The organism is Streptosporangium heterodermiicola (assembly GCF_051390675.1).
GTDB lineage: Bacteria > Actinomycetota > Actinomycetes > Streptosporangiales > Streptosporangiaceae > Streptosporangium.
This window is the reverse complement of the sequence record NZ_JBPJSR010000039.1, coordinates 23,456-48,357: the sequence shown is the minus strand read 5'-3', so window position 1 is coordinate 48,357 and position 24,902 is coordinate 23,456. Positions and strand designations below refer to the sequence as shown.

The 24,902-nt window shown below is 71.3% G+C and carries 24 protein-coding genes; 11 read left to right on the top strand and 13 right to left on the bottom strand.

Annotation, left to right across the window (positions count from 1 at the left end; genetic code table 11):
* Positions 1-238 precede the first annotated feature (238 nt).
* On the bottom strand, positions 239-961 hold the full coding sequence (locus ACSC1Q_RS41120) for a hypothetical protein (protein WP_436764169.1): 723 nt from the start codon (positions 959-961) through the stop codon (positions 239-241).
* Positions 962-1,665: 704 nt separating this feature from the next.
* Between ACSC1Q_RS41120 and ACSC1Q_RS41115 the strand changes: the two genes are divergently transcribed.
* From ACSC1Q_RS41115 to ACSC1Q_RS41105, 3 genes are all read left to right on the top strand, one after another.
* Positions 1,666-3,612, top strand: coding sequence for an ABC1 kinase family protein (locus tag ACSC1Q_RS41115; RefSeq protein WP_436764168.1), 1,947 nt, complete (start codon positions 1,666-1,668; stop codon positions 3,610-3,612).
* A gap of 61 nt (positions 3,613-3,673) precedes the next feature.
* Complete coding sequence (locus tag ACSC1Q_RS41110; protein WP_436764167.1) at positions 3,674-4,912, top strand: NAD(P)/FAD-dependent oxidoreductase; 1,239 nt, start codon at positions 3,674-3,676, stop codon at positions 4,910-4,912.
* A 120-nt stretch (positions 4,913-5,032) separates the two neighbouring features.
* On the top strand, positions 5,033-5,611 hold the full coding sequence (locus ACSC1Q_RS41105) for a GNAT family N-acetyltransferase (RefSeq protein ID WP_436764166.1): 579 nt from the start codon (positions 5,033-5,035) through the stop codon (positions 5,609-5,611).
* Positions 5,612-5,694: 83 nt separating this feature from the next.
* Here ACSC1Q_RS41105 and ACSC1Q_RS41100 read toward each other — a convergent pair whose 3' ends face one another.
* Positions 5,695-7,305 (bottom strand): NsdA family TPR-like regulatory protein, encoded by a 1,611-nt coding sequence (locus ACSC1Q_RS41100; protein ID WP_436764165.1) that lies wholly within the window; start codon positions 7,303-7,305, stop codon positions 5,695-5,697.
* A 327-nt stretch (positions 7,306-7,632) separates the two neighbouring features.
* Between ACSC1Q_RS41100 and ACSC1Q_RS41095 the strand changes: the two genes are divergently transcribed.
* Positions 7,633-8,298, top strand: a complete 666-nt coding sequence (locus ACSC1Q_RS41095; protein WP_436764164.1) for an ATP-binding protein — start codon at positions 7,633-7,635, stop codon at positions 8,296-8,298.
* 3 nt (positions 8,299-8,301) lie between these two features.
* On the opposite strand, the gene ACSC1Q_RS41090 is transcribed toward ACSC1Q_RS41095, so the two are convergent.
* Positions 8,302-9,780 carry a hypothetical protein gene (locus tag ACSC1Q_RS41090; protein ID WP_436764163.1) on the bottom strand — a complete coding sequence of 493 codons (1,479 nt, stop codon included), beginning with the start codon at positions 9,778-9,780 and terminating at the stop codon, positions 8,302-8,304.
* A 133-nt stretch (positions 9,781-9,913) separates the two neighbouring features.
* Between ACSC1Q_RS41090 and ACSC1Q_RS41085 the strand changes: the two genes are divergently transcribed.
* From ACSC1Q_RS41085 to ACSC1Q_RS41070, 4 genes are all read left to right on the top strand, one after another.
* Positions 9,914-10,279, top strand: a complete 366-nt coding sequence (locus ACSC1Q_RS41085; RefSeq protein WP_436764162.1) for a helix-turn-helix transcriptional regulator — start codon at positions 9,914-9,916, stop codon at positions 10,277-10,279.
* Between the two features lie 118 nt (positions 10,280-10,397).
* A complete protein-coding gene (locus ACSC1Q_RS41080; protein WP_436764161.1) occupies positions 10,398-11,468 on the top strand; it encodes a hypothetical protein in 1,071 nt (356 codons plus the stop codon).
* Between the two features lie 106 nt (positions 11,469-11,574).
* Positions 11,575-11,805, top strand: coding sequence for a hypothetical protein (locus tag ACSC1Q_RS41075; protein WP_436764160.1), 231 nt, complete (start codon positions 11,575-11,577; stop codon positions 11,803-11,805).
* 140 nt (positions 11,806-11,945) lie between these two features.
* Complete coding sequence (locus ACSC1Q_RS41070) at positions 11,946-12,560, top strand: serine hydrolase domain-containing protein (RefSeq protein ID WP_436764159.1); 615 nt, start codon at positions 11,946-11,948, stop codon at positions 12,558-12,560.
* A gap of 39 nt (positions 12,561-12,599) precedes the next feature.
* On the opposite strand, the gene ACSC1Q_RS41065 is transcribed toward ACSC1Q_RS41070, so the two are convergent.
* Positions 12,600-12,911, bottom strand: a complete 312-nt coding sequence (locus tag ACSC1Q_RS41065; protein WP_436764158.1) for a hypothetical protein — start codon at positions 12,909-12,911, stop codon at positions 12,600-12,602.
* A gap of 467 nt (positions 12,912-13,378) precedes the next feature.
* Here ACSC1Q_RS41065 and ACSC1Q_RS41060 point away from each other — a divergent pair, with 467 nt between their 5' ends.
* On the top strand, positions 13,379-14,224 hold the full coding sequence (locus ACSC1Q_RS41060) for a hypothetical protein (protein WP_436764157.1): 846 nt from the start codon (positions 13,379-13,381) through the stop codon (positions 14,222-14,224).
* Between the two features lie 160 nt (positions 14,225-14,384).
* Here ACSC1Q_RS41060 and ACSC1Q_RS41055 read toward each other — a convergent pair whose 3' ends face one another.
* From ACSC1Q_RS41055 to ACSC1Q_RS41015, 9 genes are all read right to left on the bottom strand, one after another.
* Positions 14,385-14,825, bottom strand: coding sequence for a PIN domain-containing protein (locus ACSC1Q_RS41055; RefSeq protein ID WP_436764156.1), 441 nt, complete (start codon positions 14,823-14,825; stop codon positions 14,385-14,387).
* Positions 14,818-15,087: a hypothetical protein gene (locus tag ACSC1Q_RS41050; protein WP_362698125.1), complete on the bottom strand. Its 270-nt coding sequence runs from the start codon at positions 15,085-15,087 to the stop codon at positions 14,818-14,820. The genes ACSC1Q_RS41055 and ACSC1Q_RS41050 overlap by 8 nt, the downstream gene beginning before the upstream one ends.
* 253 nt (positions 15,088-15,340) lie before the next feature.
* Entirely contained in the window at positions 15,341-15,868 is a 528-nt protein-coding gene (locus ACSC1Q_RS41045; RefSeq protein WP_436764155.1) for a hypothetical protein, read from the bottom strand.
* 269 nt (positions 15,869-16,137) lie between these two features.
* Entirely contained in the window at positions 16,138-17,634 is a 1,497-nt protein-coding gene (locus ACSC1Q_RS41040) for a DUF1996 domain-containing protein (RefSeq protein WP_436764154.1), read from the bottom strand.
* A gap of 198 nt (positions 17,635-17,832) precedes the next feature.
* On the bottom strand, positions 17,833-18,594 hold the full coding sequence (locus tag ACSC1Q_RS41035; RefSeq protein WP_436764153.1) for an ABC transporter permease: 762 nt from the start codon (positions 18,592-18,594) through the stop codon (positions 17,833-17,835).
* A gap of 9 nt (positions 18,595-18,603) precedes the next feature.
* On the bottom strand, positions 18,604-19,401 hold the full coding sequence (locus tag ACSC1Q_RS41030; RefSeq protein WP_436764152.1) for an ABC transporter ATP-binding protein: 798 nt from the start codon (positions 19,399-19,401) through the stop codon (positions 18,604-18,606).
* 23 nt (positions 19,402-19,424) lie between these two features.
* Positions 19,425-19,817, bottom strand: coding sequence for a DUF1048 domain-containing protein (locus ACSC1Q_RS41025; RefSeq protein WP_436764151.1), 393 nt, complete (start codon positions 19,815-19,817; stop codon positions 19,425-19,427).
* A 3-nt stretch (positions 19,818-19,820) separates the two neighbouring features.
* Complete coding sequence (locus ACSC1Q_RS41020) at positions 19,821-20,150, bottom strand: PadR family transcriptional regulator (RefSeq protein ID WP_436764150.1); 330 nt, start codon at positions 20,148-20,150, stop codon at positions 19,821-19,823.
* Positions 20,151-20,592: 442 nt separating this feature from the next.
* A complete protein-coding gene (locus ACSC1Q_RS41015) occupies positions 20,593-21,858 on the bottom strand; it encodes a LacI family DNA-binding transcriptional regulator (protein WP_436764149.1) in 1,266 nt (421 codons plus the stop codon).
* A 54-nt stretch (positions 21,859-21,912) separates the two neighbouring features.
* Between ACSC1Q_RS41015 and ACSC1Q_RS41010 the strand changes: the two genes are divergently transcribed.
* Positions 21,913-23,376 carry an MFS transporter gene (locus tag ACSC1Q_RS41010; RefSeq protein WP_436764148.1) on the top strand — a complete coding sequence of 488 codons (1,464 nt, stop codon included), beginning with the start codon at positions 21,913-21,915 and terminating at the stop codon, positions 23,374-23,376.
* Between the two features lie 225 nt (positions 23,377-23,601).
* Positions 23,602-24,834, top strand: coding sequence for an MFS transporter (locus ACSC1Q_RS41005; RefSeq protein WP_436764147.1), 1,233 nt, complete (start codon positions 23,602-23,604; stop codon positions 24,832-24,834).
* Positions 24,835-24,902 lie beyond the last annotated feature (68 nt).

Below are 24,902 nucleotides of genomic sequence, written 5' to 3'. Positions count from 1 at the left end.
AACGCGCACTATTACGGATTTAAGGCCTTCCATGCTTGACGACCTGTGCATGACGATCTGCGCTTGGCGGCGCGGCGCGGCGCGGCGCGGCGCGGTGCGACCGCGACCACCCCCCGCCACCCGCCCCGCGCGGGACATGCCGACGGCCACCGCGTGATCCCGGGTGATCACGCGGTGGCCGTCTCTTCTCATACGCGCGGGTACGGGGTCCGTACGCGCGACGCCGGAGTGTTAATCCCTAGTTGCCCCATCCGAGAAGCCAGACCTGGCCGTTGGCGCCATAGCGGTTCTTCTGCCACGGGTATATCCGGGAGGAGCAAACGCCCGTGACGGGGTTGTAGGAAGTACAGAAACGCCATCTGTCGGTGACGTCCCAGACATTCCAGCCGACCCCGTATGCCTGGACGTTCTGGCAGCCCTCGTAGATATAGGTGGAAAGGCTCGTGCTTCCGGTGCAACTGGCCGAGGTGTATGTGACACGGACGCCGTCACCGCACCACGTGTGGTAGGCCTCTCCCTGGAGGGCGGGATATCCATATGTCGTCGCGAGATACCAGCAGCCCGTCGAGGCATTGGCGGGACTGAGGTTTCCCGGCCGCTTCGCGGGAGGCAGGAGAGCGCTGGTGAACCGCCCCTGGTCCGTGTCGATGATGCTGGGAACCGTTTCCTTCTGGCGGGACATGTCGATGTATCTATCGAGTCCCTTTCCGCGGATCTCGGCGGCCGTCAGGGCGCGCACGACGGGCTTGGGCGGCGGCGACACCTCCCCGGGCTGGGGCGCGGGCTCCCACGACTGAGGCGCGGCCTCCCAGGGCTGAAGTGCGGCTTCCCGAGGTTGGGGCGCGGGCGGGTTGTCCGGAACGCTCGGCGGTACGGGGGCGAAGGCCCCGAGGCTCAGGACGGCCGCCACCGCGAAGGCGCAGCTGACCGTGACTCGGGCGAATCGTTGCTTCAATGGCATACGGAATGCTCCTTATCAAAACAGCGCGCTGCGGGCGGAGCTCTTGGCATCTCCGTCGACGGCGCGATCTTGACGGCGTGGAAAATATATACGTCCTCCTTTCGAGGGGGGGTGGAATTCCGTTTCCGGGAGGGTAAACGAAAATTTCCTCGTTCTGTCTTCCAAAGATATTGCGCATCTTCTCCGGCCTGCGGATCTGAGGCCCTTGGCGGTTTCATGATGATTATCCCCATGTGTGAGAAGAGAGGCGATGCGCGTTTCTTTCTCATGCCGAACTTCACGCCGAACACCATGTCGAGCGTCATGGCGAACGCGCCGCGTTTCGGAATGTCGCCGGACCGCGTCCCGCCCGCGCTCGTCGCCCTGTCCCGGCCCGTTTTGAGGGCCTTCCTCAACGAACCGGTTCATCGCTTCCGCCCGGACTTCCCGCCCTGCCCCCGGCCCGTTCCGGGGCGTTCCGTACCGGACCGGTTCGAGGGAGGCCGATCGCCGGGCCGCCTCGAACCGGTCCGGAAATCCTTTGTCCCCGAAGCGGGTCATCTAGTCTGTTCGCCGTTGATCACGCTCTCCGTCCCACGACCGCGCGCCACGGCCCGGGACGCGTGCCGGACCCTCACCCTCACCCTCACGACGAGCACGGCGAACACAACGAGCACGACGAACACCGCAGATACGACGAACGCGACGGAGTCAACGGAATGAATGTGGACCTTCTAACGCCCCTGGTGCTCGTGATCGGTGTGCTGGTCCTGGTGGCGGCGTTCACGCTGGCCGCGCGGCGCCTGCTCGACCTGCGGTTCGGGATCGTCCGCACGCTGCTGGCCGGAACGTTCGTGGTCCTGATCGCCGGACCGCTCATGAAGGCGTTCGCGGGGACGGTGGCCCCGGACGACCCCGGTGTCACCCCGATCTGGTTCTTCATCCTCGCCGTGGTCTGCGCCCTGCTCGCCGGGCTGGTGCCCCTGGTGATCGCCGAGGCCCTGATACCGTCCGGGTCGCTTCCGGGACCGCTGGAACTGGCCGGGGGGCTGCGCCGTCACCTGATCCGCTCACGCCGCTACCTCCGTATCACGCGCATCCTCGTACGGCACGGTCTCGGGCCGTACCTGCGCGGCCGGGACCCCGACCTCGGCGCGTCCTCCAGCAGGGCCCGCCTGGCCAGGTCGCTGCGGGAGGCCCTCGACGACGGCGGGGTCACGTTCGTGAAGCTGGGCCAGATCCTGTCCACCCGGAGCGACCTGCTGCCGGTGGAGTTCGTCGAGGAGTTGCGCCTGCTGCAGGACGGCGCGGCCTCGGCGCCGTGGGCGGAGATCGAGCCGGTGCTCGTGGCCGAGCTGGGCGGACCGGTGGAGGAGACGTTCGCCGGGTTCGACCGCGAACCGCTCGCCGCGGCCTCGGTGGCGCAGGTCTACCGCGCCCGGCTGCGGACGGGCGAGGAGGTGGTGGTCAAGGTCCAGCGTCCGGGGATCGCCACCGTGGTCGAGCAGGACCTCGACATCATCGACCGTCTCGCCCGCTCGCTCGAACGGCGCACCCGGTGGGGGCGCGCGTTCGGTGTCGCCGCCCTGTCCAGGGGGTTCGCCGACGCGCTGCGGGAGGAACTCGACTTCCGGATCGAGGCCGGGAACATGGCCGCCGTGGCGGCGGTCTCCGCGGGCGAGCCGGTCCACGTGCCGGTGCCGTACCCGAAGCTGTCCGGGCGGCGGGTGCTCGTCATGGAGTGGCTGGACGGCACCCCGCTGGGGGCCGCCGCGCCCGGCGGGCAGGCCGGGCAGGAGCTCGCCAGGACGCTGTTCGACACGTTGCTGCGCCAGATCATGCTGCACGGGGTGTTCCACGCCGACCCCCACCCGGGCAACCTCATGCTCCTCGCCGACGGGCGCCTGGCACTGCTCGACTTCGGCTCGGTGGGACGGCTCGACGGCTCGCTGCGCGACGCGCTGGGGCGCCTGCTCGGCGCGATGGACCGGGGGGACCCGCTCGGGGTGAGCGACGCCCTGCTGGAGGTGGTGCCGAGACCGGACGAGATCGACGAGCGGGAGCTGGAACGCGAGATCGGCCGGTTCATGGCCCGGCACCTGCTCGCCGGTACCCCTCCGGACGCGCAGATGTTCGGCAGGCTCTTCCGGATCGTCTCCTCGCACGGGCTGTCCCTCCCGCCCGAGGTGGCCGCGGTGTTCAGGGCGCTGGCGACGGTCGAGGGCACGCTCGCCCGGCTCGCCCCCGGGTTCGACATCGTCACCGAGGCGCGCGCGTTCTCCCTCCGCCATCTCACGGAAAGCCTCGGCCACCAGCGGGTACGGGAGGAGGTCACCCGGGAGGTGCTCGGCCTGCTTCCCATGGTGCGCCGCCTGCCCCGCCGGATCGAGCGCATCGCCGACGCGGCCGAGCACGGCCGCTTCGGCCTGAACGTGCGGCTCTTCTCCGACGAGCGCGACCGGCGGCACGTCACCGGGATGCTCCACCAGGTGCTGCTCACCGTGCTGGCGGCGACCACCGGCCTCATGGCCGCGCTGCTGCTCGGGACCGACACCGGCCCGCGCGTCACCCCGGGCGTCGGGCTCCACCAGCTCATCGGCTACAACCTCCTGCTCGTCAGCGCCATCCTGGGACTGCGGGTCCTGGTGGTCGTCTTCCGCAGGAACGGGTGAACGGCCCGCCGCCTCCCGCGATCGTTGGAACCGGCGGGGGAATGGGGGTAGGAAGGAACCTATGACTACCGAGCAGACGTTCGTCATCGTCGGAGCGGGCCTGGCGGGTGCCAAGGCGGCGGAGTCCCTGCGCGACGAGGGCTTCGAGGGCGCGATCACGCTGATCGGCGCCGAGACCGAGTCTCCCTACGAGAGACCCCCGCTCTCGAAGGGCTACCTGCTCGGCAAGGAGGAGAAGGCCAAGCTCTACGTCCACGACGACGACTGGTACGCCGCCAACTCCGTGGAACGGCTGCTCGGCCGCCGCGCGACGGACCTCGACCGGGCCTCGCACCACGTGGAGCTCGACGACGGGCGGCGTGTCCGGTACGACAAGCTGCTGCTCGTCCCCGGCTCCTCCCCGCGCCGCCTCGACGTGCCCGGCGCCGACCTGGACGGCGTGCACCACCTCCGCAGCCTCGGCGACTCGGAGCGGCTGCGCGAGGCCATCGGCGGCGGCGGCAGGAGGGTGGTCGTCGTCGGCGCGGGCTGGATCGGGCTGGAGACCGCCGCGGCCGCCAGGGAGTACGGCTGCGAGGTGACCGTCGTCGAGCCGAGGGCGGTGCCGCTGCACGCCGCGCTCGGCCCCGAGCTGGGCGCCTTCTTCGCCGACGTGCACCGGCGCCACGGCGTCGACGTACGGCTCGCCCGTGAGGTGACCGGGCTCCTCGGCCCCGGTCACGTCCGCGCGGTCGCCACCCACGACGGTGAGGAGATCCCGGCCGACCTCGTGATCGTCGGCGTCGGGGTGAGCCCCAACACCGAGCTCGCCGAACGGGCGGGCCTGGCCGTGGACAACGGGATCCTCGTCGACGAGTCCCTCCGCACCGACGACCCCGACGTCTACGCCGCCGGTGACGTGGCCAACGCGTTCAACCCCCTGTACGGCACCCGCGTCCGCGTCGAGCACTGGGCCAACGCCCTCAACGGGGGAGTGGCCGCGGCCAAGGCCATGCTCGGCCAGGAGGTGGTCTACGACAGGCCGCCGTACTTCTTCACCGACCAGTACGACGTCGGCATGGAGTTCTCCGGCTGGTTCGCGCCCGGCGGGTACGACTCCGTGGTCATCCGGGGGGACCTGGACTCGGAGGCCTTCCACGCCTTCTGGCTCGCCGGCGGGCGCGTCGTGGCGGGGATGCACGTCAACCGGTGGGACGAGGGCATCTCACCGGCGCAGGAGCTGATCCGCGGCGGCGCGACCGTCGACCCCGACCGGCTCGCCGACCTCTCCGTGCCACTGGCCGACCTCGCGAAAAGCTGACTCTCCGCCCCTGTCGCCCTCGCCTTCGCCCCGCACCGGAACCGGGACGGCTACCACGCCCGTCCACGGGTAAGGAGCCCTCCCAAGGAGGGGCGGTGCGACGGAGGCGAGGAGACAGGGATGACCGACACGACCCCCACCGACGAGATGACCGTGGAGACGCACGGCCGCCGGGAGGCGCTCGCGCTGGCCGGGACGATCTGCGATCTCTACGAGGCGGTGTTCTCGCTGCCCCCGTTCGACGGGAACGCCGCCGAGTTCGCCAACCAGCGCTCCTACTTCCCCAGGCTGGCCGACCGGCCTGGGTTCCGGCTGACCACCGCGCGACGCGGGCCGGAGCTCATCGGGTTCGGGTACGGCTACCTGCTGCCCGCCGGAACCCCCTGGTGGAGCGCGCTGGCCGAACCGGTCGACGAGGAGTTCGCGGCCGAGACCGGCACCAGGACGTTCGCCGTCATCGACTACGGGGTGCTGTACGACCGGCGAGGCGCCGGAGCCGGGCACCGGATCCACGACGAGCTGCTCTCCGGGTCCGGTGCCGAGCGGGCCACGCTCTCGGTGCAGCCCAAGGCCGTGCGCACCCGCGAGATCTACCGGAGGTGGGGATGGCGGAAGGTGGCGGAAAAACTGATGGACCCGCCGATCCCCGCCCCGGTCTTCGAGATCCTGGTGCTGGAGGAGATGCCCGGGGCGCGCTGACCGACCGCGACGGGCCGCGGAGCACTCCGGCCTCGTCGCGGGTGGACAGCGCGCGCTGCTCGGCCGCGACGGGCCGCGGAGCCTCAGGCGATGAGCTGGAAGGCGTGCAGCTTCTCGTCCAGGGCGGCGACCTGGCGGGTCCTCGCCCACGGATTCAGCGTCTCGCGGACCTCCACCACCGAGCGGGCGAGCCGCGGCGAGGTGTTCTTGCAGGTGAGGCGGGCCGCCTCGGCGATCTGCTCGCACGCCTCGTCGATGGCGCGCAACTGCATGTGCCCGCGCGCCAGATCCAGGCGGCTGAACGCCAGGTTGCGGACGAACGCCGGATCGATCCGGGCCAGGGACCGCGAGGCCATCTCGACGGCGGTCTGGGCGTCGCCCATGTCCAGCAGGCACTTGGTCCTGGTCGACAGATACTGCCCGTCGCCGTAGAAGTAGAGAAGCTTCGCCCCCACGTCGCCCTCGCCCGCGTGACCCAGCTCGCGCCGGGCCTGGTCGAGGCTGGTCATGCAGCGGGCGTGGTCCTTGCGCCGGTCGTTCTTGGCCGAGCGGCGCAACACCGCCGAGTAGGCGCGGGCCCCCACGTCGCACGCGTACGACACCAGCAGCTTGCTGTTGGCGCGGTGCCCCCAGGCCAGCGCCCCCAGCGCGTGCTCGACGCCCTGGCGGGGGTCGCCCCGCCAGGTCGCCAGCTGCGACCAGTTGGCCAGGACGAAACTGTTCATCGCGTCGTCGTCGGCCCGGTGCGCGGCTAACTTGGCCTGCTCGTAGTAGTGGTTCGCCCCGTTGAAGTCGTTGAGGTTGAACAGCACCCAGGCGGTGAACCGGCAGATGTTGGCCAGCAGCGACAGCAACCGCTCACGCACCTCGTCGTTCGACGCGGACGGGATGAGCGACCGCACCAGATGCTGCTGGGCGAGCACGGTCCCCAGCACCGCCTGCGGGCCGAGGGTGTCCTCCTGGCGCATGCAGTGGTGCAGCACCGCGTCGATGTGGTCGACGGTGGCCTCGTCCACCCGGGACGGCTCGGCGGCGATCAGGGCGAGCCGGTCGAGCTCGTCGTCGTTGAGCCGGTCAAGCAGCGGAGAGGCCGCGGCGGCGGCAGCGGCGGCCCTGATCAGGGCCAGCACGTCGCGTCGTTTCATGGTCGCCGCCCACTGGGCGAGCGCCCGCACCAGGGCGTCGTACTCCTCGTCGCGCGAGGTCCCGAACGACACCGGCCCGGTGGGCAGGGTGGGCAGGGCGGCCAGCACTCCCCGGATGTCCTCGGGGCCGAGGCTGCCCGCCGCCCCGGCGGCCACCAGCGCCCGTCCACGGGAGCGGACGGCCGGTGTGTTGTGCTCGTCGGCATCGCGGTGGTCTTCACCGTCGACCAGGTCGGCGGTGCGGCACTGGTAGATGCGGGCCAGCCGGTTGAGCCCGGCGATCGGCGGCTCGTTGCCGGTGGGGCCGGGCCATGCTTCCCACGACCCGAGTTTCCGGGTCGTCAGCGGCTCGTTCGGCCAGTACTCGTTCCATAGATGGCAGACCTTGGCTTGTGTCAGGCGATGCGCCTCACGGAAGCCCTGACGGGAGTTCAGGCGCCAACGTCGCATGAACTCAGCGGCGACCTCGGCCCACGTGAAACCACGTTCGCGAAGCTCAGCGCTGAAGGCGTCCATCTGCTGCTTGACGCTGCGCGGTGCACGTGGCATCGGCTCGGCCCCTCCCGGCGGGTTCTCCGGCGGCGATTCTTCGGGCCGAACGTTACTGGGCGATCACGTTCGGTGACCATCGAGTGCAGAAATCGGCGATCAGATCACCGCTCCCTGTCACGCCGTCGCTCTGCGGGGTGACTTGACCCCTGAGAGTGACGAACAGACTCGGTGTCGTCGCCTGTTCCCAGCACGCTCCGTACACCAGGGTGGAGGACAACGCCGGAGCCGTCGGATTCGTGTGGTCTCAGCGCTCGGGCGGGGGCGTCCCCAATCTGCGCCGGGGACGCGCGACCGAACCTCCGTCGAACTTCCCTGGAGCCATCAATGACCGTGCTCCCCGTCGAACGGCCGGGACCGATGCACTCACCGTTTCATCCTGATCCGGACACCGCCGACCACCTGTCCCTGGGCTCTCTGGGTTCCCCGGAGTCTCGGGGTTTCCCGGACTCCCCGGACTCCCTGGACACGAACGAGCTGTGGCTGGCGGCGCAGCCGGCCGCGGCCTCCCAGGCGCGCGACTTCACGCGAGCGCAACTGTCGGCGTGGGGCCTGGAGGAGCTGTCCGACCTCTGCGTCCTGGTCGTCTCCGAGATGACCACCAACGCCATCAAGGCCACCGCCGCCCCGCCCGTCCCGTACGGCTACACCTGCCCGCACACCTCCGACTGCCCGCCCACCTGCGCCCGCGCGCGGACCGCCGACCCGTACCCGATCCTCCTGCGGCTCCGCCTCGCCGACGCGAGCCTGTTCGCGGAGGTCTGGGACGGCTGCGATGGCACGCCCGAGGTCACCGAGGCGGAGGAGGACGACGAGAGCGGCCGGGGCCTGCGGCTCGTCGGCATGTGCACCGACGAGTGGGGCCACCACCGGTCACCGGACGGGGGAAAGGTCGTCTTCGGCCGCTGGGCCCTGCCGTCCGCCTGGCACCTCCCGGACGCGGTGCCCTCGCGGCCGTACGTCTACTCCCGGACTCACACGACGCGCGGGTGACGCTCACCTGCGCGGGGCGTACGCGGGGTACGCCGCCCGGTCCACGTCCGTGTCCGGCCACCGGCGGCGCAGCACCTGTGCCACCCGGCGGGTCCATCCGGCCAGGTGGGGCAGGGCGCGGTGGTGCTCGGCGGCCCGCGCCGCGGCGTCCAGCGTGAAGACCATCTGGAGCCGGCTCCTCTCGCCGGGCGCTCGGGCGTCGAGTGTGGGGAACCGGGTGAAACGGGTGGCGGCCCAGGTCAGGCATGCCGAGGCCAGGCCGAAGCCGAACAGGCGGTCGTCGTCCGCCTCCGGCACGCCCCGGGCCAGCGCGCGGCGGTAACCGGCCTCCAGGCCGGTCGCGACCGGGTCGGACACCGTCAGCCACGCCGGGCCCGGCACGTACAGGCACACGACCGAGGTGAGGGTGTGCCGGTAACCGGCGAACTCGAAGTCGATGAGCCGCCCGTCGCCACCCGCCGTCAGGAGGTCGTTCGTTTCGGCGTTGCCGTTGGTCGCCGTCGGGAAGTTGTTCGTTTCGGTGTCTCCGTTGGTCGCCGTCAGGAGGTCGTTCGTCTCGGCGCCCCTGTTGGTCGACGTCAGGAAGTTGTTCGCCTCGGCGTCCCCGTTGGTCAATGCCAGGAAGGGGCCCGGGTCGGCGAGCTCCGCCAGTAGTCGTGCCAGCTCGGTCTCGGCCCGGCTCGGCAGCGCGACCCCGAGCCCCGCGCCGTGCTCCACGGCCCGCCGCCACGCGTCGGTGTCCGAGCACGTGAGGCTGAGACCCACGGCCGGCCGTCTCGCGAGATAGCGCTCCGCGTGCCCGGCGGTGGCCGCGCCCAGCTCGCCCAGCGCCCGCGCGAAGGCCGCCAGCCCCGCCGTCGCGAGCACCGCGCCGTCGCGGCGCAGCACCTGGTCCAGCGGCTTACGGGGAGCGAGGTCCTCCAGGACCAGGAGCGACGCCGCCAGGTCGTCGGCCAGCACCCCGGGGGCGAGGGCGAGCCCGAGGTCCTCGGAGAGGAAGCGCAGCGCGGCCCGCTCGGTCACCACCTGTTCCGCGTCCACGCGCATTCCGGACGGATCGCTGCGCAACCACTTGACGATCACCGACACGGGCGGTCCGGGATTCGGCTCATGGTTCGGCCCGGCCGGGCGCGTGTGCGGTCCGGGGGTTGGTTCGGCCGGGTGTGTGAGCGGTCTGGAGTTCGGTCCGGCCGGGCGCGCGGGCTGTCCGGGGTCCGGCTCGGCCGGGCGCGCGGGCGGTACGGATCCCGGCCCGACGGATCCCGGACCGGTCGCGTACCCGGGTGTCTCGGCCTCCGGCCCGGCCAGGTACGCCCGCAGGACCGCCCACGGGGCCAGGTGCTCCACGCGGTCCAGCGTCACCGGCGCGCCGAACGCCTTCTCCAGCAGCGCCTCCAGGCCGGCCCGATCGGGAAGCGGAAAGCTCGTCGCGGGAGAGTCCGCGGGAGAATCCGCGGGAGGATCGGCGGGAGGCGTCGGCATCCTGGCAGGGTGCCAGCCCAGTTCGCGGCCTTCAACGGGTTTTCCCCCTCCCGCCGGTCCGGGGTGCCGAGGCCGGCGTCGCGCCCTCCGACAGGTTTCGGCTCCCACCGGGCGGAGCCGCTCCGCCGAATCGATGGACCAGCATCTGGTCCTGCGCCGGGTGGAACGCCAGCACGCGCTCATCGAGGCACTCCGGGCCCGCGCCCCGCGCGCCACCACGGGCCACCTGCTCGCCGGGCGACTCGGCGTGGCCGTACGCACGATCGAACGCGACATCGCCCGGCTGCGGGAGGCCGGTGTGCCCATCACCGTGCGGTCCGGGCCCGGCGGCGGCTATCGCCTCGACACCTCCTCCAGCCTCGCCCCGCTGGCCCTCACCCCCGGCGAGGCCGCCGCACTGGTGGTCGCCCTGGCCGCCGTCGGCCCGTACGCCTCCGCCGGCGCCCGCTCCGCGATGGACAAACTCCTCGCGGCCCTCCACGCCACGGAAACGCCCTGAACCTCCACGCCACGAAACGCCCCGCACGATGACGCGCCTCCCGGGTCGCTGACGTGCGGGCTTCCCAACCAGCGGAAATAAGGTTTTCTCGTCCGGCTCGCGAAGGCAGAATGCCGGGATGGATACGATCCTGCGGGCCGCGAGCGAAGTGGTGGGCGTCGAGCTGTCCGATCCGGTGGACCTCGGAGGCAGCCCGCGCAGCGTCGTCCTGCGCTGCCGGACGGCTTCGGGCGGCAGCGTCGTCGTCAAGAAGTACGGCACCGATCCCGAGGGCCTGCGCGCCTTCACCGGGGAGGCGGCGGGGCTCTCGCTGGGGCTGGCCGGTCCCGAGTTGCTGGGGGTGGACGACTCGGTCCCGCTGCTGGTGATGGAGGACCTCGGGTCCGCGCCGACCCTGGCGGACGTGCTGCTCGGCGACGATCCGCGGGCCGCCCTGGACGGCCTGACGACCTGGGCGCGCGGGCTCGGGCGGCTGTCCGCCGCGTCGGTGCACCGGCGCGCCGACCTGACCTCCCTCTCCGCCCGGTACGGCCTGGGCGTGCCGTCCTGGGCCGAGGAGCCGTGGGTCGCGGGGTACGCGGCCGGGTTCCCCTCGGCGCTCGCCGGGATCGGCGTCGAGGCGCCGCCGGAGCTGGCAGGGGAGCTGGGACGGATCGCGGCGACGGACGCGGACGACTATCTCGCCTTCACCCCCGGCGACACCTGCCCGGACAACAACCTGCTCACCCCGGACGGCCTGCGGCTGATCGACTTCGAGTCGGCCTGCTACCAGCCGGTCTTCATGACGGCCGCGTACTGCCGGATGCCCTTCGCCACCTGCTGGTGCGTCTTCACCCTGCCCGCCGGTCTGGCGGAGAGGATCGAGGAGACCTACCGCGCCGAGGTCGTCGAGGCGTACCCGGAGCTGGTCGAGGACGAGATCTGGGAGCCGGGGATCAGGCGGGCGGTCGCGCTCTGGACGGTGCACATGACGACCAGCCTGATCCCGCGCATGGCGGAGGACAGGCCGGCGCACCGGACCCGGCGTCCCGTCCCGACGCTGTGGCAGCTGCTGAGACACCGCTGGGAGATGGGGAGCGCCCTGGAGGAGTTCCCGGCCTTCGCGGAGACGATGCGGCTGCTGCTCAGGGACGTGGCCGGAGGCTGGGACGTCCCCCCGCTGCCGGGCTACCCCGCGTTCGGCGGCTGAGGAACCGGCGGGAATCGGCAGGGCGGATTCCGGTTGGGCATGTCGCTCCGCTCACCGGACCGCCCGAGGCCGGGGCGGGGACGACGCGACCGCGATCTGGCTGAGGATGGTCGACAAGCCCTCGGAGTACACCTCGCCCGGCGCGCTCGCGCGTCAGGGTCTCAAGGTGCTGGACGAGGCGCCCCCGGCCCGCCGGGCGCGGCTCCTGGAGGGGGCGACCTTCGCCGAGTTCCTCGTCGAGCGGATGCCCGCGCTCGCGGCCGAGTGGCGCGAGCGCCGCGAGGCTCTGCGCGCCTCCGGCGCACTGCCCGGCGACGCCGGAACGAGCCGGTCCTAACCCGACGCCGTCGGCTTCGCCCGCATGCCCCGGCTCGCGTCCCCGCCCGATCGGCGGACGCCCCGTCCGGCATGCGACGGCATCGCCCGGCATGCGACGGCATCAGAACATTCGACGCGTTGAAACCGAGGAGATCTCCCGTGACCTTCGACTCCGCCCGCTGGCAGGCCCGGTTCGACGAGCTTCGCGCCGCCCACCGCGTACCGGGGGCGTCGCTCGCCGTACTGGTCGGCGGGAACGTCCACGAGCTGGCGAGCGGTGTGCTGCACCGGGCGACGGGGGTGGAGGTGACGACCGACTCGGTGTTCCTGTCCGGCTCGCTCGCCAAGGTCTACACCGCCACGCTGGTGATGCAACTGGTCGACTCCGGCGGGCTGGAGCTCGACACGCCCGTGGTGAGCGTGCTGCCGGAGTTCGCCACCCCTGACCCCGAGGCCACGAAGACGATCGCGATCCGCCGGCTGCTCAGCCACACCGGCGGCCTGACCTGCGACTTCACCTACGACTCCGGCCGCGGTGACGACTGCCTGGCCAGGTACGACGACGGCGCGCACCTCCGGTACGAGTTCGTCGACGGCATGAAGGACTTCTCCCCGCCCCTGGAGATGGGCCTGGTGCCGGTGACGGAAACGGTCTTCGCCGCCTCAGGCGGTCCGGCCTTCGGAGGGGAGCACTTTCCCGTGGTCTTCTCCACCCTGGCCGACGGCACCGAGTGCGTTTACATCGGCATGCGCGTCACCCCCAAGGTCGCCTGACCCCCGGCCCGTGGCCGACGCCGCCCGTGTTTTCCCGGATCAGGTCGCGAATATCAACCAGAGGTTCCAGCCGCCGCCGGAGGCCAGGCATTCGTAGTCGTCGGCCCCGCCGGGATTGTGGGGCCACAGGTATTCCTCACCCACGGCGACGCATTGGCCGTAACTCGTGTAATGGCCGTGGTACTGCCAATGGTCCATCGCGCTGAGGCTCGTGTCAGCAGTGCCCTGACCAGCTGACGCGGCTGCCGGAACACCACCGGTGAGCACGAATGCGGCCACCGTGAAAAGCCCTGCGGACAGCACGCGCGTACGAATTATCATGGAAAGACCCCTCCGAAGTACGATCATCACCGCCCCTCATTGAATGAAAGGTTCACCCCTCTCGCAAGAGGGCCGCAAAGGAGGCCCGAAAGGGCTAACAGGTCCTTTTGATAATCGGGCCGCAGCGTGCGGCGGGATGGAACGATCCGTTTCCGGCCCGTTGAGAACGCCGCGATGAGACCGAATTCCAGGATGGCATGAAACTTTCCTCATCGGCCGCGAGACGCCCGGGCCGTGGAGGTCGCGGTGAGCCCGGAACGGAGCACCTCCCGCGTGCGAGGAGCGACCTGCCACAGCCACCCTGCCCGCCGCCGTCATGGAGAGCACCTCCTGTCTGCGAGGGGTGATCCGTTCACCTGGCGCTCACACACGTACGCCCGGACCCACCCGGCACGCGTGTGGATCCGGGCGCTTTCGCACCGAGCCCGGCGGGGAGGCGGCCGACCGGCCCGCCGGGCCCGTCCGTCTCCGGTGACGTGCCGAATTAAGATCAACAGATGCTCAAGCCGCCCTCCGCGGCGCAGGTGACACCACCCCCGAGGAGGCGTCCGAGAGTGGGCCGGGTGCTGCGACGGCTGGTCGCCGTCGTGATCGGCGTCTGCGCGCTGCTGGGCGCGGTACGGCTCGTCGTGCCCGCCACCGCGGGCACGGCCGACGAGCCGCCCGGGGTCCGGCGGCAGCTGACGTTCCTGCGCGCGGCACTCGACGGCGGAGCGGGTGACCAGGCGCAGAGCCTGTTCCCCGAGGGCTACTTCTTCCTGCACGCGCTGTACGGCCTGAGCTGGGTCGAGCTCGGCATGCGCGCACCGGACGGCGAGCGGTCGGCGGCGCTGCGCGAGGCGCGCTGGGCGCTGGCGAGGCTGGAGTCGCCGCCCGGCCGTGCTCCGTTCAGCGCGGACCTCACCCCGCCGCACGGCGTCTTCTACCGGGGCTGGACCAACTGGCTGCGCGGCGGGACGCTCGCCCTGCAACCGTCCGCGCGACGCGACCCGGCCGAGCTGCGCCGGTTCGCAGACGACTCCGCCGCCCTCGCCGGGGCGTTGGCGAACTACGGCGAACTGGCCGGCCTCCCGATCGACACCCCCTGGACCAAGCGGTACGCCTTCGGTCTCCTCCCGATCGGCGACGCCTTCCTGGCCTGGTCGAAGACGGCCCGCCCCTGGATGGCGTCAACCCCTTCCCCGCCACCGGCGACCATCTCGTGGTGGTGGCGCACACCACTGCTGGCGTTGCTGCTCGTCATCGGTGTCATCCCTTGGTTGCCCGTCTTGGTACGGCGCTATGGAGCCCGCCGAGTTCGTCCCGAGGTGACGGACGAGTCGAGCGGGGTGGCAACCGAATGAGGCTGCCCAAAAGACCGGAGTAAAACGCCGGTCCGTGTGGCCAGGAAACCGGTGGGTCAAGTCCCGCGATGAGACCGGTCCGGAGACCGGGGTGAAACATGCGGCTTGCCGTTCGTGCTGGTGAAGGGGACGGAGTGCTCGATCGTGAGAGGTGTTCTCCCTACTGGTCCGGGTCGGCGATCTCGATGATGTGCAGCGGCGCGTCCAGGGTGCTCGACAGCCACGCCCATCTAGAGGCTTTGAGCGTGAGGATCGGGCAGATCGCCACGTCAGCGATCGCGGCCGCGTGGGCGTCGAACGAGTTGAGCTCGGTTGACGACATGAGATTCACCATGGCGGCGAGTTTCGCGGCCTGGGGGATGCCGTCAAGCGGAGCAACGGTGGTGCGTTCGAACGCGGCCAGGCCGGTGAGGAGCGCCTGTGCGTCCGGGAGGCCCTGGCTGTCGAGCAAGGCACCGGCCGCTGTGAGGGACGGGATGACCAGGGAGTGACCTGCCCGGTCGAAGTCCTGTAGGAAGCCGATCAGATCGGCGTCACCGCGGGCGACGTCGACGAGGACGCTGGAGTCGAGGATGTAGGGGGTGGGGGTGAAGTCACTCACCGGGCGCCGCCGGGAACCCTTGCTCGGCGAGTTGGAGGTTCACGTGCCGCCGCATGCGCGCCACCCGGTCGGGGTCGGCGCTGCGGGCGCGTTCCCGCAGGAGGGCCAGGCCGTGCTGGTCGGCGATGCGTTTGGCGGCGACGGAGTCGTTGAAGACGGCGGCGACACTGGTTGCTTTGCCGGTGGCGACCAGATGTTCGGCGTATCTGGCGACGTCAGGGTCGACGGTGATCGTGATTCGTTCCTTCTTCTCTCCGCTCATACTCGGCATCATACTCAAATGGCGTTGGCTGGTCGGGAGAAACACCGCCGCGATGAGACCGGTCCGGAGACCCCGCGGCCGACGACCAGATCGACAACCACCTGCCCGCCGCCCCGGCTCTGGCATCGAGGATCAGCGGTGTCATGCTCGCTCCCGCCCATCTCGAAGCGCCGCTCCTCGGTGGGCGCATCACCAGCCCGGGAAACGCGGGCGCCGAAGCTCACATCCACGCCGCGAATCCCGACGAGGACCGTTAGCCGAGGTCGAAGGCGACGTGGGTGAGGTTGACCGTCCGCACCTCCGGGTCGTCGAGGAGCTTGCGCAGGTCGGCGAGGTTCCAGCTGTCGACGACGAGCCCGTAGACGACGCACTCCTTGGCCGTCCCGGTGAGCGAACCGTGGCTCAGCTCGAACTCCTCAAGGTCGTCGCCGTCGTCGAGCAGCCCGGCCCACCCGCGGAACTCCGCAAGCGCCGCCTCGGGCTCGGTCTCGCACCGGTAGGTGAGGTCCTCCCGGGGCTCCTTGGTCATGCCGCGGTTCCAGACGACCGCGCTCAACGGGGGATCGCCGCTGGAGTCGTCGTAGGAGTACGGGGAGTAGATGTGGGAGACGTCCCCTCCTCCGCGGAGTTCGTGCCTCCGGTTGGAGGCGACGAGTTGCCCGGCGGTCATCGAGTGCGTGAACTCCAGGACCGCGACGGCCCGGAGCGTCTGCGGGAGCCCGTCGATGGTCTTCCTGGCCTCTTCCGTCAGCTGCCTGTCGACGCCGAGTTCCCAGTCCACCGAATCGATCGTGTCGGCCAGGTCGTCAGACGGTCCGTCGAGGAAGGGGGCCCGGACGGCGCCGAACAGGTCCTCCGTGATCTCGTACTCCGTAGCCGCCCGGAACCGGCCGGGACGGAGAAGCTCAGGAGGAGACGGGGTGTTCGAGGCCGCCTACCGGCGGGCGGCGCGGTTGTCGATCGATCGCGGCCGAACGCACCGTGCCGGTGGCCCCGCGGAAGGCGGGAGCACCGGCACGGCAGGTCATGCGAGGTGGTGAGGGAAAAAGGTCAGCGACCCCAGCCCGGCTTGGTGCCGCACTTGGCGTCCGCGTTGATGCAGACCTTCACCAGCGCGCCGAGCGTCTCCGGCGTCCACGCGTTCATGAAGTCCCCGTGGATCGAGGACGGCATGCCCGACGACAGCGCCAGGTCGTCGCCGCCGAGGGAGTCGTAGCCGAGCATGAACGAGAGGTTGGGAACCGCGACCGGGTAGTCGCCGCTGCAGGTGCCGTTCTTGGCCGGCCCCATGTGCGACTTGTGGTCGGGCGAGTCGATGTTCTTGCCGTCCCAGCAGTCCTGGAAGGTCAGCTGGTAGATCAGGTTGCCGCCCTTCGCGCAGACGGGCCAGTTGCCGTCGGCGCTACGGCCGATCTCCGCGCTGCCGGCGCACCAGAACTGGCCGGAGGCACCCTTGGGCGTCGCCACCTGTCGCTTCGCGTCGCCCTGCACCACGCGCAGGCCCGGCGGGAACGGCACGACCTCGGACGGGTCCTTGAGCCGGGAGCCGTAGTACACGCGGAAGTCCTTCATCGGAACGGGCTTGCCGTTCTTCAGCAGGGTCGGTGCCCAGTAGGCGCTGTTGTCCCCGAGGGCGTCACAGGTCGTGGTGCTCTTGAGCAGGTCCTCCGTCGTGGTGTTCGCCGACACCTTCGGGCCGAAGAAGGTGTGCATGTGGGAGGCGCCGACCAGGCCGGGCAGCACGATCGGGTCGTCCTTGGCCTCGTTGGCCACCGTGCAGTTGGTGTGGAACTCGGGGACCCTCACGATTCCCGCGGGAACCGGCTGAGGGGCGACCTTGTTGTAGATGTCCAGGGCCTTCTTCCACGCGGCCTGGTTCACCGGCACCCAGCCGGCGGCGGGCGCGGTGGTGGTCGGGGTGGCGCTGGGCTTGGGCGTCGTGCTCGGGGACGCGGTCGGCTTCGGGGTCGAAGTCGGCTTCGGGGTCGCCGTCGGGGTCGGGTCCGTGGTGCCCGAACCGGTGCCGAAGACCTGGAACTCCCACAGCGAGACGCCGTACTGGCTGGACCGCTTGGTCGCGTACAGCCGCACGAACCGGCCGGTGGCCGACACGTTGAGGGTCTGGACGCCGCCCTTGCCCGCCGTGGTGCTGTGCACCGTCTTCCAGGGGCCGTCACCGTCGGAGGCGGTCTGGATCTGGAACGCCGTGGCGTAGGCGTTCTCCCAGTTGATGACGATCTTCTTGATCGCGGTGGACTTGCCGAGGTCGACCGCGAGCCACTGCGGGTCGCTGAACTTGCTGCCCCAGCGGGTGCCGGGCTTGCCGTCGACGGCGGCGGCGGCCGACAGGTCACCGCGCTCCGCCGAGGAGGCGATGGCGGTACGGCCCTGCGAGAGGGGCACCTCGGCCGCGGCGGCCGGGGAGGCGGCGCTCACCACGGATGTGCCCAGGAGGCCGACGAGAACACCGGCCAGCGACAGGCGGCGGACCTGGCGTACGACGGACGCGCGTCCGGCTCGGATGCCGCGCGGGGCGGTTGTGCTCATAGTGAATGAAGTCCTTGTCCTGTTGGGGAGTCGCGGAGGGGACGTCTGGCGGCATTCGCACGTGCCGCTACACAGGAGACCCGCAGGTCGCGAGAGGATAACAAAAACTTCTGAGAAACCTGAAATGTTCTGTCACCCTCCTGTGACCCCGTGGACGTCCGCGGTCTCCGAGCCGGGACGGACTCGATCGGCAGGGCCCTAGGAGATCTTGCGGCGGTAGGTGTTCATGGCGAAGACGTACGCGATGACGAGGATGCCGACACACCAGGCGAGAGCGACCCAGACGTCGGTGCCGACGGGCTGCTGGGTGTACAGGTCGCGGATGGCGTTGACGATGGACGTCACCGGCTGGTGCTCGGCGAAGGCGCGTACCGGGCCGGGCATGGTCTCGGTGGGCACGAACGCCGAGCTGATGAACGGCAGGAAGATGAGCGGGTAGGAGAACGCGCTCGCGCCCTCCATGGTCCGCGCGGTGAGGCCGGGGATGACGGCGAGCCAGGTCAGCGCCAGGGTGAACAGCGTCAGGATGCCGGCGACCGCGAGCCACGCCAGCACCCCCGCCCCCGAGCGGAAGCCCATGAGCAGCGCGGCGAGCACGACGACCACGAGCGAGATCAGGTTGGCGACCAGCGAGGTCAGCACGTGCGCCCACAGCACGGACGACCGTGCGATCGGCATGGACTGGAACCGCTCGAAGATGCCGCTCTTCATGTCCGTGAAGAGCCGGAACGCGGTGTAGGCGATGCCCGAGGCGACCGTGATGAGCAGGATGCCGGGGAGCAGGTAGTTCACATACGACTCCGACCCGGTGTCGATCGCGCCGCCGAACACGTAGACGAACAGCAGCAGCATGGCGATCGGCGTGATCGCGGTCGTGATGATGGTGTCCACGCTGCGCGTGACGTGGCGCAGGGACCGTCCTGCCAGGACGGCGGTGTCGCCGAGGAAGTGCCTGTTCATCGTTGTTCCTTACCTGTCCGTGCCGGTGCTTCGGGGATCGCCGCCGTTGCCGACGAGCGTGAGGAAGACGTCCTCCAGGGTCGGCTGCTTCTCGACGTACTCGACCTTGGCGGGCGGGAGCAGTTGTTTGAGCTCGGTGAGGGTGCCGTTCACGATGATCCGGCCCTCGTGGAGGATCGCGATCCGGTCGGCGAGGTGCTCGGCCTCGTCCAGGTACTGCGTCGTGAGCAGCACCGTCGTGCCCCGGCCGGCGAGTTCCCTGACGGCCTGCCAGACCTCGATGCGCGCCTGGGGGTCGAGCCCGGTCGTCGGCTCGTCGAGGAAGATGACCGGCGGGTCCCCGATGAGGCTCATCGCGATGTCGAGGCGGCGGCGCATGCCACCCGAGTACGTCGACGCCTTCCGCGCGCCCGCGTCGGTCAGCGAGAAGCGGGCGAGCAGGTCGTCGGCGATCTTGCCCGGGTCCTTGAGGTGCCGCAACCGGGCGACCAGCACGAGGTTCTCCCGCCCGCTGAGGATCTCGTCGACGGCCGCGAACTGCCCGGTGAGGCTGATGGACGCCCGTACGTCCGCGGCCTGCGTGGCGACGTCCAGGCCGTTGACGCCGGCCGTCCCCGCGTCGGCCTTGAGCAGCGTGGACAGGATCCTCACGACCGTGGTCTTGCCCGCCCCGTTGGAGCCGAGCAGGGCGAAGATGCTGCCCCGCGCCACGTCGAAGTCCACGCCGCGCAGCACGCGCAGTGTCTTGTACGACTTCTCCAGGCCCCGTACGTGGATCGCGGGCCCCTGGACCTGACTGGTTGTCATCCGGATATCCGTTCTCTGCTTGGTCACGGCTTGTCGCCCGTGACGCGGTCGATGGCGTCGGCCAGCCGTTGCCGCTCCCGGTTGATCCACTGACCCCCGGGGTAGTTCTGGAGGAACGCCTCGACGAACTCCACGGGGTTCCCCCCGACGATGTCGCGGATCGGGGTCCCGTTCGCCGCGCTCTGCTCGAACAGGTCGGCGAGGTCGTCGTACATCGCGGCCGCGTCGGAGCCGTCCCCCGGCCCGAAGGTCATCAAGTAGCGCTCCAGCGCCTCGACCGCCGCGCGATAGTCCTCGGGGAGCTGCTTGACGCGTGCCTTGTAGCGCCGGTAGCGCTTCTTGTCCTCAAGAGACCCGGTGACCACTTCCAGGTACTGCCGGTAGCGGTTCTTCGGCTCGTTCGACCCTGTGTCCATGTGCTACTTACCTCCTTCGCGGAGCTGTTCGAGCCGTTCCGTGAGGAAGCTCCAGTTCCTCCAGAACTCTTCGAGGTACTCACGTCCCTGAGCGTTCAGGGAGTACACCTTGCGCGGCGGCCCCTTCTCGGACGGGACCTTCTCCACGTCGACGAGACCGCGCCGCTCGATCCTGACGAGAAGCGCGTAGACGGTGCCCTCGGCGATGTCGGAGAAGCCCTGGTCCCGCAGCCACGCCGTGATCTCGTAGCCGTACGCGGACCGGCCGGACAGGATCGCGAGGACGATGCCCTCCAGCGTTCCCTTGAGCATCTCCGTCACCTGCTTGCCCATGGGAGCACTCTCTTTCGGCTACTCAATGTCGCTGACTACCGGTACAAAGTAACACCGACTACTGGTACATAGCAACACTGAATAGCTGAGGTGCGAGTTCGGACCGCGAGGGTGTGAGTGCGGGCGACCTGATCGCCGCTCCCTCGGAGACTCGGCCTGCCGGAGATCTCGATCCCCGGCCTCGCCGTCGCGGGCATGACAGGAGCGGGGGCACCGGCGACCACGTGACGACCGCGAGTGCCGCGATCACTGAACCGTTCATGGGACCCACCGTCGCCGACCGCTCTGATACCGGGCCGTCGCCGTGCTGACACGGCCACTGATACGGCCACTGACGCGGCCACTGACGCGGCTGCGGACACGACGCCGTGTCAGATCCGATCGCCGCCGGGACCCGCGTCGGCCCGGCGCACCGCCCGAGCGGTCTTCGTCACCGGCTCCCTCAGGGCCGCCGGGTGGATTCGCGGCTGATCAGGTGCCAGGCGACCTCGGTGTCCCGGTCGGCCGGGATGGGCTGGCCGAGGGCGATACGGGCGCAGCGGGCGCCCTGGTCGCGGAGGGACTGGGCGACGGTGGTGAGCCCGGCCGGGGCGGCGGCGTCGGAGTCGTCCCAGCCGCTGAGGGTGAGGTCGCCGGGGACGGTCAGGCCCAGGCGGGTGGCGGCGCGCAGGACGCCGAGGGCCAGTTCGTCGCCCATCGCGGCGATCGCGTCACAGGCGTACGGGCCGGTGAGCAGCTCGGCCGCGAGCGCCTCGGCCTCGTGGGTGCTGTTGACGGAGCAGACGGCCACGCGGACCTGTGACCAGTCGCCGCCGGTCTCGGCCCAGGCGTCACGGTAGCCGCGCAGGCGCCGGCGGGTCACCCGGAAGGTCGAGGCGTCGGGGTCGATCCCCGGGTACGCGCCGTCCGGGACGGCTCCGGGGCCGGGGGCGGGGCCGGGAGTTCGGGGCATTCCGGAAGCGGCGTCGCGAGAGGGGGTGTGAACGGTTCCGGAAGCGGCGTCGCGGGAGGGGGTGTGGGTGGTTCCGGAACCGGAGGCGCCAAGGGGTTCGGAACCGGCGCCATCGGTCCCGGGGAGTTCACCGGAGGGGACACCGAAGGCGACGCCGGAGATCCTCGCCCGGTCGAGGGGGAAGCTCAGCACCCCCGGACGCCGCGCCCCCGCGAAGACCTCGCGGCCCACGGCCGTGGCGGCGGCGCGGTCGTCGGCGGCGACGAAGGAGAGGCCGTCGCGGCGCGGGCCCCCGTGGACCACGGCGGGCAGGCCGGTGGCGGAGATGGCGTCGATGACGGGATCGTCGTCGGCGGTCGTCCAGACCACGAAGGCGTCGACGGCGGCCTCGGTGACCCGGTCGACGTCGGAGGGGCTTCCGGTGACGGGTACGAGCGTGAGCGCCATGCCGTGGTCGGCGCAGACCTGGGCGACGCCGGACAGGAAGCGGGTCGCCTGCGGGTCGTCGAAGGCGTAGGTGAGATGCTCGCCGAGGACGACGCCCAGGTTGCCGGTCCGGCCGCTGCGCAGCGAGCGCGCGCCGGGGTGCGGACCCGGGTAGCCGAGGCGCTCGGCGGCCTCGCGGACCTTGGCCCGCGCCTCGTCGGAGACCCGGCCCGGCTGTCCGTAGGCGTACGAGACGGTCATCACCGACACCCCTGCCGCGCGGGCGACCTCGGCCATGGTCACCCGGCGTCGCGCCGTCCGTCCGCTCATGGGCCGAGAATATCTGTGTATCGATACACAGCTGATTTGTGTATCGTTACACACATGTCAGGAGGAAAGGGCGGAGTTCGGGCGCGTACCGCTTATATGGGGTTCGCCGCGTTCGGAGCTTTCTGGGGAGTGTGGGGCGCCTCGGTGCCCGCGATCCGCGCGCAGGTGGAGCTCGGCGACGGGCAGCTGGGCACGGCGCTGCTGTTCGTCGGGGCGGGGGCGCTGCCCGCGATGCTCGTCACCGGGAGGGCGGTCGACCGCTGGGGGCTCCGGGTGGCCGCGCTCCTGCTGGTGACGCTCGGCGCGGTGGGGACACTGGTGGCCGTGGCGGGACGCGGCTTCTGGAGCCTGTCGGCGGGGCTGGCGCTGCTCGGCGCCTCCTCGGGGGCGGCCGACGTCGCGATCAACTCGGCGGCGGCCTCGGCGGAGCGGGCCTCCGGCCGGCCGGTCATCACCCGCGCGCACGGCACCTTCTCCGCCATGGTGGTGGCCGGCAGCCTCTCCGCCGGGCTGCTGCTCGGCGGCCTGGGGGCGCCGGTCGTCGTGCCGTTCCTGCTGGTCGCTGGGGTCGCGGCCGGCGCGGCACTCAGCGTCGTGGCCGACTGGCGAGCCGCCTCGACCGCCGAGGCGGCTGCCTCGGACGCGGTGAAAGCCGCCTCGACCGCCAAGACGGACGGCTCGGACACGGCGAAGACCGCCTCGGGGGCCGCGAGTGCCGGTCAGGACGCCGAGCGGAGGGCCACCTCGGTCACCGAGGCGATCGTCCCGGACGCGACAGGGGCCGCTCCGGTCACAGAGGGAACCGTCCCGGACGCCACGAGAGGCATCTCGGTCAGCGAAGGAACCGTCCCGGGCGCGGGGGCCGTTCGGGGCGGCGAGGGGCGGGGGTACGCCGTGCGCCTTTTCCCGTTGCTCGTGGTCGGCGGCCTGGGCGCGCTCGCCTTCGCCGTGGAGAACGCCCACCAGAGCTGGGGCGCCGTCTACCTGGCCGACGTGGCCGACGCGGGTCCCGCGCTCGCCGCGGCGGGCCCGGCGGTCTTCGCCGCCGTCGTCGCCCTCACCCGCTTCGCGGCCGGTGCGATCGGTTCCCGGCACGCCGCGACCGTGCTCGTCTCCGGCGCCGTGACAGCCGCCGCCGGGACCGCGCTGGTGTCCGTCGCGACGGCCGTCCCGGTGGTCCTGCTGGGACTGGCCCTGGCCGCGGCCGGTACGGCCGTGCTCTTCCCCATGCTGATGGGGGTCGTCGCGGCACACGTCGGCGAGGCGGCGAGGGGGAGGGCGACGTCCGTGGTGACCACCGTGGCCTACCTGGGGTTCCTCGCCGGTCCGGTCTACGTCGGGCGCTGGGCCGAGGCGACCGGCCTGCCCGGGGCGATGGTGGCGGTGGCCGCGCTGGCCGTCACCCTCGCGGTCCTGACCTGGCCGCTGCTGCGCTCGGCCGCCGGCGCGGGCTCCTTGTGGGACTCGCCCCGGCGTGACCTCGACCGCGTGAAGGACGCCACCGGTCACACCCCCTGACGGCCTGACGGCTTTCGATCCGCCGAGGGAGGAAACCGCTCAGGGTTACCGCACACCCCCAGGTCCTCACATGTGAGGGAGTGCGGGAAATGGCATAAGGTAGCTCGTCGGCGCGTTCAGGACGGACGTACACGATGACCGCTCGGCGGCCGCGAGAGCGGTATCAACCCCGGTCGAAGCCCACCCCGGTGGGCTCCCGAACCGGGCGGAGTCTCCGTCTGGACGATGGACGGAGAGCTGTTGACCTCGTACTTCGCCGTGCTCGGCGCGCCCGGGGCCTGGCGCTTCCTGCTTCCCGCCTTCCTCGCGCGCCTTCCGAACGCGATGCTCCAGCTCGGCGTGCTGCTGCTCGTGCACTGGTCCACCGGCTCGTACGGCGCGGCCGGGGTCGCCGCCGCGGTGGCCGCGGTGGCGCCCGCGCTGGTCGGCCCGAGGACCGGGCGGCTCGCCGACAGGTACGGCCAGGCGAGGGTGCTGGTACCGCAGGTCGTCGTGCACGCCGTCGCGCTGGGCACCCTGCTGCCGCTCGCCTCGGCCCACGCCCCCGCGGTCTCGCTGGTGGTCCTCTCGGCGCTGGCCGGGGCGACGATGCCGCAGGTCGGCTCGATGGTCCGCGCCCGCTGGGCGTACGTGCTCGGCGGCTCTGGCAGGCTGGACACGGCCTTCGCCCTCGAATCCATCACCGACGAGCTGACCTTCACGCTCGCCCCGGTGCTGCTCGTGGCCATCTCGACCGGGTTCTCACCGGTGTGGGCGCTGTCGGTGGCGCTCGTCATGGTCGTGGCGGGAACGCTCGCGTTCGCCGGGGTCCGCAGGGGCGCGCCCGAGCCGATGCCGGTCCGGGTCCGTTCGCGGCACGGCGTGCTGCGGCTGCGCGGGGTGGCCGTGCTCGCGCTGGCCTTCGTCGCCCTCGGTACGGTCTTCGGCAGCCTCCAGGTCGGCGTCACCTCCTACACCGCGGCCCTCGGCCAGGCGGGCGCCGCCGGACCGGTCTACGCGAGCTTCTCCGGCGCCAGCTTCGTCGGGGGCATCCTCTACGGGGTGGTTCGCTGGCGGATCGGCGCCCCGGCCAGGCTGGCCGCCGCCTTCGGCCTGCTCTCCGCGGCCACCGTCACCCTGACGCTCGCCGGATCCGTGCCGCTGTTGTACGCCGGAGCCGCCGTGGCCGGGTTCGTCATCGCCCCGGCCGTCATCACCGGCTACACCCTGGTCGAGGGTCTCATCCCGGCCGAGGTGAGGACCGAGGCCTTCACCTGGCTCAACGGCTCCGTCGGCATGGGCATCGCCGCGGGCGCGGCTGTCGCGGGCCAGCTCGTGGACCGCTTCGGCGCGTCGTTCGCCTTCCTCGTCCCCCCGGCCACCACCGGCCTGGCCGCCCTGCTCGTACTGGTCCTCCTGCGCCGCCTGCGGCCGGAGGCCGGCGGCTCCCCGGCTCGCGAGCCGGTCGCCGTCTCCTGAGTCCGGAGGCAGCCCGGGTCTCCGGCTCGCGGGCGGGGCGCCGGGCCGAGTCCGGAGGCCGCCCGCCC